The following is a 13,504-nucleotide window of genomic DNA, read 5'->3' on the forward strand; positions in this document are numbered from 1 at the left end:
CCTCCTAAAATGGTATTAAATGCTTCAATAATCGCTTCGCATAATCGGACTGTACGTCCTTAAGTTGCTTGGTCGGAACGATTTCTACAACCTGTCCCTCTCTGAAAATGATTACCCTGTCACAGATATAAGCTGCCGCCTGTATATCATGCGTGATAAAAACATAGCTCAGCTTGTAGATTTCTTTCAGCTCTTTCAACAATTGCAACACCTGAATCTGAACAGATACGTCCAGTGAGCTGATCGCTTCATCAAACACAATGCATTTGGGGGCGGTGGAGATGGCCCTGGCAATGCACACTCTCTGAGCCTCCCCGCCCGATAGTTCATGCGGATATTTGGATCTATAGGAAGGGTCCAGTCCAACTTGGCTCAGCAACAGATCCACCTTCTCTGAATTACCCTGATCCTTTCGCAGCTTTTGCTGTGCTTGCATCGGTTCCATAATGGCAGCTTCCACGGTAAGAAATGGATTGATCGAGGACGTATAATTTTGAAAAACGGCGCTGATGTTACCCATCCGTACACGTCGATCCTGTACGTCTTTACCATCGAGCGAGATCGTTCCACGATCCGGGCGTTCAATGCCCAGCATCAACCGTCCCAATGTGGATTTTCCGCTTCCGCTTTCACCGATGATGCCCAGACATTCGCCTTGCTGGCATTCAAAGGTAACCTGTTTCAAAACTTGTTGTTTGTGCTTGGAGAACAGTCCGCCTTGGTTATATGATTTTTCGATACCTTCCACCTTTAGCATCTAGGAGTCCCCCTGCATCAACGCCTTAAAATGATTGCTCAGCTCCAGCCGGGTAGAGACCAGATACTGCGTATAGGCATGCTTCGGCTCTGTCAAAACAGAATGCATGCTGCCACGCTCAACGATCTTGCCGTCTTTCATAACCATCACGTCATCTGCAATCTTCTGGACGACGCCGAGATCATGGGAGATGAACATCATGGAACAGCCCATGCGTTCACGTAATTGAATCAATTGCTCCACCACTTCATATTGGGAGATCGTATCCAGTGCCGTTGTTGGCTCATCCGCAATAATCAGATCAGGCTCCAGCACCAATGCCAGTGCAATCATGATTCGTTGCAGCATCCCACCGGACAGCTGATGTGGATATTGATTCAAAATCTCGCGTGGATGTCTGAGCATAACGCTTTCCATGGCATCGATGATTTTCCGTTCAATCTCACGGGTGTTCCATCCAAAATGTTGCTGAAGCGTCTCCCGAATATGAACACCAATGACACAGGAAGGATCAAATGCACTCATGCCATTCTGCAAAATCATACACAGATGCTTGCCCCGCTTACGCCGCATCTCCGGTTCCGAAAGCTGGTTCAGGTCTTCGCCCTGAAATGACATTGTGCCCGATTGGCGAATCCATGGCTTGTTCAGTCGCATGATGGCCCTGCACGTAACGGACTTCCCACTACCACTTTCCCCCACGATGGCCATACAGCTTCCCTGTTTGACTTCAAATGAACTGTCATGAATGATCACTTTGCCTGTATTGCTGTCCCATACTTTCAAATGTTTAACCTCGACTATATTCATAAGCGGCCTTTCTCACCTCACTTTCGTAAGACTTGTCAGACTTACCTTGAGAGGTCATCAATTTGGGGTCCAGAGCCACTTGAAGCGCATCCGATAAAAAATTAAAGGCAGACACCACCACCACAATGGCCAGGCCTGGTGCCAACATCAACTCAGGTCTGGAGAACATGACTTCCCTCGCCTCATTGAGCATCATGCCCCACTCCGCATGCGGAGCCTGGATTCCAAGCCCCAGAAAGGAAAGGCCGGAGATCTGCAACATCATCGAACACATGGAACCGCTGGCAATGACAGCAATATCGGCAAATGTAACCGGAACAATATGTTTGGTTATAATTCTCAGGTTAGGCGTGCCGGAGGCTTTAGCGAATTTTACATAATCCATATCAGAGAATTGCATCACAGATGTTCGAATAACGCGGGCAAACCAGGCCCATTTCATCCACACAAAGGCAATCAAAATATTCTCCAGTCCTGCACCCAGAATGCCAACCACCGCCAGTGTCATTACGTATCCGGGGAAAGAAAGCATAATGTCACAGACTCTCATGATCCACGCATCCACTTTCCCCTTGAAGTAACCTGCGATGAATCCAACAATGGCCCCGATCAGAACAGAAAGGCTCAGCGCAACCAGAACCCATAACACACTTGGACGGATGCCATAGATAAGCCGAGATAATACACATCTACCCAGATGATCATTGCCTAATAGATAATCCCAGGATGAGGAGGCATACCGAAGCTTCATGTTCACTTGTCCAGGATCATGCGGCGCAATAAGCGGAGCCAGTACGCCCGCCATAATCGTGACCATAATCACTACCAAAGAGGTCATCGCAAGCTTGTCTTTGCTCAGATTTTTCAGTATTCGCATCAGAATTCCTTTCTCAACCGGGGATTCATCGCCGCATTAATGATGTCGGATAACGTATTAAACAAGACAAAGGTTACAGCCAACATCAGAACATACGCCTGAATAATCGGAAAATCCCTGCTTAAAATGGATTTTACACTGAGCCTTCCGAGCCCCGGCCAGGCAAATACATTTTCAATGACCACCGTACTGCCCAGCACGATCGGGATCGCCATGCAAAAGATGGACACAGCCACCTGTAATGAATTTCTCAGAATATGCAGGGTTACTTTCTTTTCGCTCAGACCGCTTGCCCTTGCATATAATACATAGTCCTCATTCATATTGCTCAGCATGGAACTTCGAACCGTTCGGAAATAAATGCCTGTATAACTCACCGTGATTACAATCACCGGTAGAATGTAGCTTCGATACGAGTCCATGCCGCTGGTAGGTAACAGGTCCAGCTTGACGGAAAAATACCAGATCATCATGGCTGCAAGCCAGTAGGATGGCATGGCGGTAAGGAAAAATGATACGCCTCTGACCGATCGATCCAGCAACTTGCCTTCTCTCATGGCACAGATCACACCCAGCAGAATGGACAGCGCAATAATGAATACCGATGAGACAAGCGTTAACTTCAATGTGTTCATAAAAGCCGGCCCCATCAATGACCATACGGGTTCACCAGATACATAAGAATTGCCAAAGTCCAACTGCACAACAGCCATAATCCAGTTCACATACTGGATCATGAACGGCTGATCGAACCCCAATGCCTTGTTGGTCTGGGCAATTAATTCCTCTGTGATCTGCGGAACTTCCTGTGCCTGTAACACAACAACCGCCGGGTCCAAGGGAGATAAATTAATCAGAACAAACGTTATAAATGAAATGATAATCAGTAAAGGGATGGTTAACAGAATCCTTTTGATGATATAACTTCCCATATCCATCTCCGCTCTATTTAAAATTCATTTTTTCAAAAGGTAGTTCATATTGAGTCTGTTTGAATGAGATTCCATCGAGATTCTCGGGAGCGACAACGGTGACACGTCCGTTGGTAATCGGAATGAACAACGCTTCATCATGGACGATCTTCATAATGTCGGCATACAGGGATTGGCGTGAAGCCTCATCCGTGGAAACCATGACCGCATCGATTTTTTTGTACAATTCATCTGCTTTGGAAATTCCGCTTGTCGTATGCTTGTATGCCGAATCGGACGTAAATGCCGCAATGGTACTTTGTGGATCATAGGCCAGTCCCCAGGTTTGATTAAAGAGCAGGTCATATTCCCCGGTGGCTCTCCGATTCGCAATGGAAGTGGATTCTTCGCCCACAATCTCAAGCTGAACACCCAATTCTTTCATCGAATACTGGATCAATTCAGCCTGTATTTTCTGTGAAGACGAGTTGCTGTCATAGTATAGTTTCATGGCTAAAGGCTGACCGTTCTTCGTTCTCACCTCTTTACCATCCGCCAATGTCCAGCCAGCTTGGTCCAAAAGATTTTTAGCCATTTCCGGATCATAATCCCGTTTCTTCAGGTCTACCTTGGCGTAATTGACATTGGCTGAAAATAGCGTGTCCGCTACAGTCTGCGTTCCGTTAAAAATATCCTTACTGATCGTTTCGCGATCAATGGCACCCCATAGCGCTTCCCGCACTGCCGTTTCCTGAACCGGACTATTCTCGCGACTGCTATTGGCTACGATCATATTAGTATTCATCGCTTCACTTCGAACCACTTGATAACCACCGGATTCAGCCAATTGGTCCATGGCTTCGACATCGATACTATCTGCTCCCCGGTCATCGGTGAACACAAAGTTGATCTCTCCCTTTTGCAATGCCAGGAATGTTGTTTCACCTGCCGGAAGGACCTTGGATGTGATCTTCTTGATTGCAGGTGCACCACCCCAATAGTCTTCATTGGCTTCAAACGTGGCATTCTCTTCGACTTTATGAGCAGTAAGCTTGTAAGGTCCTGTACCGTGGAAACCACTTACTCCGTCTTTGGTTCCGCCATCCTTGAAATCCTTGGGTGATATGAAGACGTAAGGTCTTGTCATGGACAATTCCACCAGTGCCGGATAATAGGCTTCCGATAGCGTCAGCTCCACCGTATGCTCATCTATAACTTTTACACTTGTGATTTTGGTAGACAGCTTGATCCAGGCATGTTTTTCGGCATTCGCCTGTACTGCATCGATATTTTGTTTAACCGCCTCTGCGTTGAACGGCTCTCCATCATGGAATTTCACATCTTGTCGCAGATGAAAGGTATAGGTCTTCCCATCCTCGGAAATATCCCATGATTCAGCCAGCAATGGCTTGATTCCGTCAGGTGTGTTTTCCACCAGAGACTCGTATACCATCCCTTGTGCAGGCATGGAGCCTGTATACAGATGGGGGTTCATATCATTAATATCTTTGGCAGAAGCATAGATAAGTTCCGTTTGTACCTGGCTATTGGCAGGCTCCGTTTGGGCGCTCTCTTTCTCTTTTGGGCTCTGTCCGCATCCGGCGAGCAGCGCAATGGCAAATACCAGCAATAATAACCATTTAAAAGTACTACCTTTATTCACAACATTTCCTCCTGATGATGAAATTACAAGCAGACCTCGTAGGTTACATCGGGCAACTCCGATTGCAGTACCATCTTCCGATCACTGTTATCCCCAGATTTTTTTGATCTCTTTTCCAAAGAGAAAATCCGGGGATAAAGGCGACCGCTTCGCTTCTTCAGATTGGTTCTGCACTCTTCGTTATGATGTAAACATCAGGTTCAACTTGATTAATTTGAGATGTAATTAACCCAATTACTCAAAGTCAAAGGCCGGTGCAAATCATGCGGATATCCTCGTCAAAGGATTGGATGACAAAGGCATCGGACAAGCGTTGATTCGGGTGTGCGTCAGCTACTTCCTGAATTTTTGCCTCATATCTGGCGATAAATTGATCAATGGTTGGACAGCTCACATCGAGATGTCTGGCAAGGCCCTGAATGATTTTGATGCGATAGTAATCTTCCTTGGGCATACGGGGGATGTCCAGTTCCCCTTCGTGGTTCATGAACGTTTTGCGGAATGGGACTGCTGAAAAGTCAAAATATTTCCCTTCCGAATCGGGTTCCGAGAATGGATCAATCAATAAGGAGGTGTACCGTATGTATAATAAATACTCTTGATGAATGACCTGCAGCTGATTGAAATTCTCGATATCCTGGCGTGATATACTCTCTAATCGAACCGGATAGTTGTCATCCGTCATGAATTGAAGCAGGTTCACTCCCTGAATATCAAGTCGGTCCGTAATATTCATAATCTCCTGCCACTGTGCCCGCATTTCCCGTATCAAAACTTGTGTAATCGGACCTTCAGGATACATCTTGTATACGTATTTCTGAGTATCTGGAGCTCCAAAGATGGCTTCTAATGAGAAGTCATTCATGAACAAGGGTGGATGCACGTACAACGAGATATTTCTCGTTTCCGCCTCCAGTGGAGATCGCATCACTTCCAGCGCAATACCCAAACGTTCATAAACTTGGCGTAACATACTGACCTGTTCAGACGGGTAACGAGTGGAACCGATATAGACCTTTTTCTTCACCCCTGTAGTAATCACATGATTGGACGGATGTTCGTGCATCCAACGGGTATCTCCAAGGTAGGTAGAGAAACTGATCACTTCCGGCGTTGCATTCCGCTCTCTCATATAATGGGTCACGAGTCGATTCGACCCAAACGTTGGAGAAATCAAAATGATACATTTCAGTTGTTTGATGAATTCATTTTTCATTTTTTCCAATACATCGATATAAGCATCGGTGGTAACCGCCAAAATGAGTGTATCCCATTCCCCCTCAATGGTGTCATATCCCTTGAACACATGATCAACGAAACACTCACCTGCGAGCGATTGATGTTTCTCATTTTGAATGCTGACCTGAATACGTTGATTGCTCTGTTCGAGGGCTGAGAATACGGACGCTGAACGAACCGATTGTCTCCCCGCAATGCCTATTAAGCAGTTGAGATGATCTTTGAGCGTTACCGCAAGCTGAATGGATGCAGGCCCGGTTCCAAGTAACAGAATTCGCTGAAGATTGCTCATATAATCCTCCTTAATTCAAAGTTCAATCTGTAATCCATTTGGACGCACTTGGATGCACATGCATACCTATGCTTTTTGATACAACACAATATCAAACACATCATCCGGGCGCAGGATTTGGTCCACCAGCTTCCACTTGCTGCTGTCCGTCTCTTCCATCGGATAATTGAACAACGACTTCAACTGATCACCGTATCTCATGGCTACAACCACCTGTGCATTCGTCAGGGCATGCAGTTGATCAAGCAGCTCATATTTAGGGGCCACCGTAGAGCTGAAAATGATATGGGTTGCTTCCCTGGTATAATCCAGATCCTCCAGCAAGGTTGACTCCAAACGAATCTTCAAACCCGTGCCCAGTGTCTCCACCACTTTTCGCCCGAGTGTAATGGACTCTTCATCAATATCGATCCCGACAACCTGTGCACCTGTTCGCTTGGCGATGAGTAATGGTGTCATTGGGAATGAACCGGAGCCTACCAACAACACTCTGGAATCGGAGGTGACATGGAAGCTGCCAAATTCTTTATCGATACACTCTTCTATGTTTTTGAAATAATCGGCAATCTGCACATCCCCGTTCTCTAACTTTAATGCACGATATTTCTCCATGATCGCCACACACTGGGCGGATTTATTTCTTAACTGCCACACAAGCGAATCAAGCTCTTCCAGCTCGGAATGCTCCAACTGTTCCCAGGCTGCCTTATTCTCCTGATCGGTCACAAAGCGGGAGTAGTCATTGATCACAGCCTCCAGCTCCGAACTATGCAGAATCGTATGATCATACTTGCTCGCGAGCTTATCAAATTTCTCTGCAAATTCACTCAAACATGTCTGAAAATGAACCAATGTGATCATTTCTTTTCCCCCAATACGTTGTCTCGATCATGTCATGTACCTCATGCGTTTATAACGCTCCATTCTGCTGGAGCATCTATGTAGGCTTTGCCCTGTGCCACGATGCCTACCGATCCCTCAATCGTAATGCTCCCAAGTTCTGCGCCATTCCACTCAGCTATCACTTTGATCGCACCACCGGGCTGCTTGATATACTGTGTAATCTGCCTCTGCTGGCTCCATGCAAGATAGGCTCCCACAGAGGCCGTACCCGAACCGCACCCTCTCTCCCACATCAGACTATCCAGCTCTGGAACATAGATGAGTGGGGCCATTTCTTCCAAGTGTGATTGATATAACAAGATACCGATCAGCTTATCTCCCAGGGTTAGTCCCAGTAACCTTGCAAGGGTCTGTGCCCTCTTTTTCATCGTATCGTCGAAGTCATCCACTTCAATCACGATATGGATGAACTCAGCGTACCGGATGATCACCATATCGAGCTCGATGCCTTCATATCGGATTGTTCGTTGTTCAATCTGCTTCGGAACCGGCATGGTTACCTGGCAGTTGTATTCGTTCTGCTGCTTCTTCACATGGCACATGATCAATTGATCGGTTCCGGAAACCTCCAGCATGATATCCATAGACTCCTGTTGTACCAGTCCTGCTTCAGATGCGAGGTGTGCTGCAAGTGCCATGCAGGCATTGCCACAGAACTCGCCTCCGGCCATTTCCAGACGGGCCACAGCTTCCGGTCTCCTCGTTGGTTCAATGAATCCCACTTGTTCAGCGTAAACGTTATCATACGACATTAGACGAGTCGCAATATGATTGTATTTCTCTGCTGCATGATCCGTTTTAACCAGAATCGTCATGTTTTGAGTGGGACTGAACTTGATAAAATCGATCTCCTGTTTCATCGCAGCGACTACTCCTGTTCTTCTTTTTTTATCTAATAGTAATTATTACGATTAAAGGTCGAGAAAAATATAGCACATCCTTTTGGGGAGCGTCAACAAATATTTCCATTAAAAAAAATAAAATTTAACAATACCTTTAGCTGCCCTTCCTGTAAGAAAACCCAAACAGAGCTGACGCTTTTGCGCCAACCCTAGCCATAACTACACCATCTAATAAGGTTCAACAATTCGTCGTTCCTACCCCGCTCTCACTTAAAAAAGGGAATACGAAAAACGGTTGCCGTCGAACGGAACCGTTTCGATCTGGATATGATCCAGTGATTCACTATACTCATCACTCTTGATGTGCTTGCACATTGTGCAGTGCTTTCTCAGCCAGTGCAGCCAGAAGATGTGCTCCGAGCGGCAATGCCTGTTCATCCACATCAAAGCCAGGGTGATGCCACTCATGCGGGCCAGAGGTGCCCAGGAAGAGAAACAGGCCGGGAGCTTCTTTTTGATAAAAAGAGAAGTCCTCACCTGCTGGAGAAGGTAGCGGTCTAACACTATTCAATCCAATCTCACTTGCAACTTGCTCCGCCGCAGATGTCAGTGCTTCATCGTTGACCACGGCAGGTGGTCCCTGAATCCAGCGAACCGTAGCACGTGTGCCATAGGCCGCCGCAACACCCGCTACCACCTGATTGAAACGCTCGCGAATCCGTGCACGCACTTTCTCATCAAAGGTGCGTACTGTGCCATCGAGGATCGCTTCATCCGGAATAACGTTCCAGGCTGTGCCGCTGTGGAGCTTGGTGACGCTGATTACGGCACTCTCCTGTGCTCCTACATTACGACTCACAATGGCCTGTAATGCCGTAACAATATGTGCGGCAACCACGATTGGATCAATGCCGGCTTCAGGCACGGCTGCATGGGTACCTACACCTTCCACTTTGACAACAAAACCGTCTGCTGCTGCCATCAATGCGCCTTCCCGAATGCCCACCGTACCTACCTGGAGATCAGGCTTGTTATGTAATCCGAATACCGCCCGAACATCGGACAATGCGCCGCTCTGGATCACTTGCCGAGCACCCGTTGCTTTTTCCTCCGAGGGCTGGAATATCAACCGTACTTTTCCCGGCAAACTGGACTCGCGCTGTTTCAGTAATCGTGCAGCACCAATCAGAATTGCCGTGTGTGCGTCATGTCCGCAAGCGTGCATCTTTCCATCTACCTGGGAGGCAAATTCCAGCTTTGTCTCTTCCTGAATGGGCAGCGCATCAATATCTGCTCTTAGGGCAACAACAGGTCCGTCCCCTTGGCCTACTTCAGCGACAAGCCCTGTCCTCAGCGCATATTCGTCTGCAATACGGACGCCTTCCTCTTCCAGCCAACTGCGAATGGCTGCTGTCGTCTCCTTTTCCTCGCCGGACAATTCCGGGTTGCGATGCAGATGTCGCCGAATGGTGATTAAACGTTCCGCAAATTCTTCCGCCCGTTCACCGTGAAGTTCATGCTCGGGGCCCTGTACTTGTTGCTCAGCCTGTTGTTTAGGCTGTTCCAGATCACTTTTCATCACATGGCCTCCCATTCATATATATTCACTGCTATATTAACTGCCTACTTCTATCCGATTGCAGCTTCCTGTTCCTTGGATTCCAGTGCAAATTCACTGAGTCCCTGCTCTGCCAGAATCTCACGCAACAATTCGAATGAACGAATTCGCTTGGCAAAGTCCCGTGTAGCTGTAGTCACAATGAACTCTTCCACGGCAAAATCCTGCTGGAACTTCAACAGTGCCTGACCTACGGTTTCTTTTGTACCCCGGGTCACACTTGGCTCCAGAATTTCGATCCGATAGGTTTCGTTTGATTGACGTCCGAATTCTTCCGCCTGCTCCACAGAACCAACGGTCAGCACCTTTCCACTCTCCAGATGAATCTTCACCAGCATATGCTCACTCGCAAGTCCTTCCGCTTCTTCCTCACTCTCGGCCACAATTAACGATATGGCTAATGCAGCGTAAGGCTCCCGTCCCTGGGAACGATCAAATTGTTCACGATATACACGGATCGCTTGAAGCGCTACCTCTATATTACTGTTAATGAACAGTGAAAAGACATATGGGAGTCCCAGTTCCGCAGCCATGCTTGCACTATCGACACTTGCTCCAAGCACATACAGTTCCGCTGGAATGTCGGACACTGGCGAGGCACTGAGACCTGCAAGTGGATGTGATGGATCTTCAAGCGGCTCATTGTGGATGTATCGTTTCACCTGAACAATTTTCTCTTGCAGAGATGCAGCTTCCTGAATACCTTCCTGTAACGCCTGTGTTGAACGGGGTAATCCACCTGGTGCACGACCGATTCCCAGGTCAACTCTTCCGGGTCCGAGCGCTGCGAGGATATTGAAATTTTCGGCGACTTTGTATGGACTATAATGCTGGAGCATTACTCCGCCAGACCCCAGCCGAATCCGCTTTGTATGCGCAAGCAAGTGGGAGATGAGTACCTCCGGGGAGGAACCTGCAACATGCCCGGAATCATGGTGCTCCGATACCCAGAACCGATGGAATCCAAGCTGCTCTGCCCGCTGTGCCAGCTCAATTGTATGCCGAAAAGCATCCACTGCCGTTTCCCCTTCATAGATAGGGGTCTGATCCAAAATGCCAACACGAATACTCATATCCTTCTCCTCCTTGATTGTGCTGAACCGCTGTTCTTGAATCTTACAAACAATCTATAACTGCCGCAGCAGTTCCCCGAAGGGCTCTGCCAATGGCGAATATTCTTCCTTTAACGTGACAACGCTGATCTGCAACGATACACCTGCTACCTCATGTACCTGAATGGGGAACAGCTCCTGATTCTGCACTTCCTTCTTCACCGTGAGTCCCGGGAGAAAGGCAATACCTGCCCCTTGCATAACCAGCTTCTTAGCCGTCTCCGAATTATCGACATGATATGTAATATTCGGCGGATGTTCCAGCGAGTCGAAAGCCCGGTGAATGCGAAGCCAGTCCAGTGAACCACATTCAAAAAAGACCAGTTGCTCATTCCGGATGGCTTCCATGCTGACATGCCCGCTCTCAATGAATGGATGCCCTTTGTACACATAGAGCTGGATCGGATCTTCATAAAAAGCAACCGTACGGATCGCAGGATGCATGACCTTGCGCACAAAAGCAAGATCGATCTCTTGACCAAGCAGTTTGGCAATCAGCTGATCCGTCGTTGCTGTCGTCAATTTGATGTTAATTTCGGGGTAAGCTTCCTTGATCTTGGGTAGAAAATCGGGAATAACATAGTTAGATACCGATACTGTACTACCGAGCCGAAGCGCATCCGGTGTTGATCGCCTTTGCTGAATCTTCTGCTTGCCCTTCTGAATCACTTGCAGCACTTGCTGCGCATATGGCAGGAATTTCCGACCTTCCTCTGTCAGCACGATTTGCTTGCCAAGCCGATCAAACAACTTGCAGCCCAGCTCCCTTTCCAGTGACTGAATGCGAGCTGTGACCGAAGGTTGGGACAAGAAGAGTACTTCGGCAGCCTTATTGAAGCTTCCATAATGATTGATATATACAAATGCTTCAATATTCTCGATATTCATGAGCGCCTCCGTATCCACGTCCGCAGACGTTTGATCTTATATTGATTTATCCAATATATTTACTTGGTTTTATGATATCGTAATCCCATCCTTTTCCAGTGTCAATATCAATTCATCCAGCGAGCGATCCAGACGTGTAGTAATATCCGCCGAGAGTACGAACTTTCCATCATCCAATCGTTCAATCCCCTGATCCACAGCGTAGACCCCACCAAGGATATGTCTTCCACCAAGGGCTGCCAGTACAGGCTTCAATGCATAATCAATGGCAAGCAGATGAGCAATGGAACCACCGATAACGAGCGGAAGTGTCAACTTACCCCGTAGCCCCTCTTGCGGAATCAGATCCAGGAACAGTTTGAGCACTCCCGAGTAAGATGCCTTATATACCGGCGTAGCCACAATAACTGCATCCGCCGCTTCCACGACAGCAAGTGCATCACGAATGAATGAGCTGTCAAACCGGGCTTGCACCAGATCCTCAGCGGGAAGATCCACAACATGAATGACTTCAACGGTGATGCCTGCCTCCGTTAATTTTTGGCTGCTGTAATCCGTCAGACCTGTCAAACGCGAACGTTTGGAAGGTGATCCGGCAATAATGACAACATGTGACATAACGTATTCCTCCTTGGTATAGCGGTCAGGCCGCTCCTTTTACTTTGGGGTCCAGCCGATCGCGAATATCGTCTCCAATCAGATTAACCGCCAGTACAAACAAAGTGATCGCCAGTCCCGGGAACGTACAGATCCACCAGGCAACCGTCAGATAACCTCTTCCTTGTGAGAGCAATGCGCCCCAATCCGGTATTTCCTTCAACACCCCAAGTCCCAGAAAACTGAGTCCGGAGCCCGTTAGAATTGATGTCCCTACGCCCAGCGTAGCCATGACCAGCAAGGGTGACAACGAATGTGGCAGTACATGTTTCCAGAAAATACGTGTATTGGAACCGCCCAGTGAACGTGTCGCTGTAATGAAAGGCAGACCTTTAACTGATATGACCTGCCCACGCATCACCCGTGCGTAGCCCGGAATGGAGGAAACCGCAACAGCCAGTGCAATATTCATCAGTCCTGGCCCGAGAGCAGCTGCAACAGATAATGCAAGCAGTACGCCGGGTACAGCCATCAGAATATCAACAGCCCGCATGGTGATGGTATCAACAATACCTCCGGCATAACCGGAGATAATACCAAGAGCACTGCCAACAATACCGCCTACAAGTACCGAGGCGAATCCAATGAGCAATGAATCTCTGCTCCCATGCACAATCACACTGAAGATATCCCTGCCAAAATAGTCCGTCCCGAACAGGTGCGCAGCAGAGGGAGCCTGCAGGATGGCATCCGTCATCATCTGAGTTGGATCATAGGGCGCAATCCAGCCTGGCACAATCGCACATGCCACGGTAAATACCACCACCAGCAATGCTGCATAAAAGAATAATCGGGATACCGCGAATGAAACGCGATAACGCCAAGGGCGGCGATTCCACAGACGGATACGTCCTACACTGCCCGCCCATGCTTTTTTGTCACCAGCCAAAGGTTTCATGCTCATGAGCACCAACTCCTCCTTTCATACTCCGCGT

Annotated in this window: 13 protein-coding genes; all 13 read right to left on the reverse strand. The window is 47.9% G+C overall.

Translation table 11 applies throughout. The features are described 5' to 3' along the window. Positions 1–4: 4 nt before the first annotated feature. The 13 genes from QNO02_RS24430 to QNO02_RS24490 all read right to left on the reverse strand — a co-directional run bounded on the left by QNO02_RS24430 (position 5) and on the right by QNO02_RS24490 (position 13,473). Complete coding sequence (locus QNO02_RS24430; protein ID WP_289390285.1) at positions 5–757, reverse strand: ABC transporter ATP-binding protein; 753 nt, start codon at positions 755–757, stop codon at positions 5–7. Then, positions 758–1,567 (reverse strand): staphylopine uptake ABC transporter ATP-binding protein CntD, encoded by an 810-nt coding sequence (cntD, locus tag QNO02_RS24435; RefSeq protein WP_289390286.1) that lies wholly within the window; start codon positions 1,565–1,567, stop codon positions 758–760. It lies immediately after the preceding gene. Beyond that, positions 1,548–2,444 (reverse strand): staphylopine uptake ABC transporter permease subunit CntC, encoded by an 897-nt coding sequence (gene cntC / locus QNO02_RS24440; RefSeq protein ID WP_133387062.1) that lies wholly within the window; start codon positions 2,442–2,444, stop codon positions 1,548–1,550. Before cntC ends, cntD begins: the two co-directional genes overlap by 20 nt. Beyond that, positions 2,444–3,376, reverse strand: coding sequence for a nickel/cobalt ABC transporter permease (gene opp1B, locus QNO02_RS24445; protein WP_289390287.1), 933 nt, complete (start codon positions 3,374–3,376; stop codon positions 2,444–2,446). The genes cntC and opp1B overlap by 1 nt, the downstream gene beginning before the upstream one ends. 13 nt (positions 3,377–3,389) lie before the next feature. After that, a complete protein-coding gene (cntA, locus tag QNO02_RS24450; protein ID WP_289390288.1) occupies positions 3,390–5,018 on the reverse strand; it encodes a staphylopine-dependent metal ABC transporter substrate-binding lipoprotein in 1,629 nt (542 codons plus the stop codon). A gap of 244 nt (positions 5,019–5,262) precedes the next feature. Next, complete coding sequence (locus tag QNO02_RS24455; RefSeq protein ID WP_289390289.1) at positions 5,263–6,549, reverse strand: opine metallophore biosynthesis dehydrogenase; 1,287 nt, start codon at positions 6,547–6,549, stop codon at positions 5,263–5,265. A gap of 66 nt (positions 6,550–6,615) precedes the next feature. Further along, on the reverse strand, positions 6,616–7,410 hold the full coding sequence (locus QNO02_RS24460; RefSeq protein WP_133387058.1) for a class I SAM-dependent methyltransferase: 795 nt from the start codon (positions 7,408–7,410) through the stop codon (positions 6,616–6,618). A gap of 41 nt (positions 7,411–7,451) precedes the next feature. Beyond that, entirely contained in the window at positions 7,452–8,312 is an 861-nt protein-coding gene (locus QNO02_RS24465) for a histidine racemase CntK family protein (protein WP_289390290.1), read from the reverse strand. 334 nt (positions 8,313–8,646) lie between these two features. Beyond that, the gene (locus QNO02_RS24470; protein WP_289390291.1) at positions 8,647–9,873 is read right to left on the reverse strand and encodes an amidohydrolase; all 1,227 of its coding nucleotides are present in this window, start codon (positions 9,871–9,873) and stop codon (positions 8,647–8,649) included. A gap of 50 nt (positions 9,874–9,923) precedes the next feature. Next, positions 9,924–10,985, reverse strand: coding sequence for an LLM class flavin-dependent oxidoreductase (locus tag QNO02_RS24475; RefSeq protein WP_091037781.1), 1,062 nt, complete (start codon positions 10,983–10,985; stop codon positions 9,924–9,926). Positions 10,986–11,039: 54 nt separating this feature from the next. Beyond that, complete coding sequence (locus QNO02_RS24480; RefSeq protein ID WP_017692495.1) at positions 11,040–11,912, reverse strand: LysR family transcriptional regulator; 873 nt, start codon at positions 11,910–11,912, stop codon at positions 11,040–11,042. Between the two features lie 69 nt (positions 11,913–11,981). Continuing rightward, positions 11,982–12,530, reverse strand: coding sequence for an NADPH-dependent FMN reductase (gene ssuE / locus QNO02_RS24485; protein WP_074096318.1), 549 nt, complete (start codon positions 12,528–12,530; stop codon positions 11,982–11,984). A 25-nt stretch (positions 12,531–12,555) separates the two neighbouring features. Further along, positions 12,556–13,473, reverse strand: coding sequence for an ABC transporter permease (locus QNO02_RS24490; RefSeq protein WP_289390292.1), 918 nt, complete (start codon positions 13,471–13,473; stop codon positions 12,556–12,558). Between the last annotated feature and the right edge of the window lie 31 nt (positions 13,474–13,504).

Source organism: Paenibacillus sp. PK1-4R, assembly GCF_030369595.1.
In the GTDB taxonomy this organism is placed as follows: domain Bacteria; phylum Bacillota; class Bacilli; order Paenibacillales; family Paenibacillaceae; genus Paenibacillus.

Excerpts from the sequence above, each read along its gene's own strand:
- QNO02_RS24430 (WP_289390285.1), bottom strand. The coding sequence starts at position 757 with ATGCTAAAGGTGGAAGGTATCGAAAAATCATATAACCAAGGCGGACTG.
- cntD (WP_289390286.1), bottom strand. The coding sequence starts at position 1,567 with ATGAATATAGTCGAGGTTAAACATTTGAAAGTATGGGACAGCAATACA.
- cntC (WP_133387062.1), bottom strand. The coding sequence starts at position 2,444 with ATGCGAATACTGAAAAATCTGAGCAAAGACAAGCTTGCGATGACCTCT.
- opp1B (WP_289390287.1), bottom strand. The coding sequence starts at position 3,376 with ATGGGAAGTTATATCATCAAAAGGATTCTGTTAACCATCCCTTTACTG.
- QNO02_RS24455 (WP_289390289.1), bottom strand. The coding sequence starts at position 6,549 with ATGAGCAATCTTCAGCGAATTCTGTTACTTGGAACCGGGCCTGCATCC.
- QNO02_RS24460 (WP_133387058.1), bottom strand. The coding sequence starts at position 7,410 with ATGATCACATTGGTTCATTTTCAGACATGTTTGAGTGAATTTGCAGAG.
- QNO02_RS24465 (WP_289390290.1), bottom strand. The coding sequence starts at position 8,312 with ATGAAACAGGAGATCGATTTTATCAAGTTCAGTCCCACTCAAAACATG.
- QNO02_RS24470 (WP_289390291.1), bottom strand. The coding sequence starts at position 9,873 with ATGAAAAGTGATCTGGAACAGCCTAAACAACAGGCTGAGCAACAAGTA.
- QNO02_RS24475 (WP_091037781.1), bottom strand. The coding sequence starts at position 10,985 with ATGAGTATTCGTGTTGGCATTTTGGATCAGACCCCTATCTATGAAGGG.
- QNO02_RS24480 (WP_017692495.1), bottom strand. The coding sequence starts at position 11,912 with ATGAATATCGAGAATATTGAAGCATTTGTATATATCAATCATTATGGA.
- ssuE (WP_074096318.1), bottom strand. The coding sequence starts at position 12,530 with ATGTCACATGTTGTCATTATTGCCGGATCACCTTCCAAACGTTCGCGT.
- QNO02_RS24490 (WP_289390292.1), bottom strand. The coding sequence starts at position 13,473 with ATGAGCATGAAACCTTTGGCTGGTGACAAAAAAGCATGGGCGGGCAGT.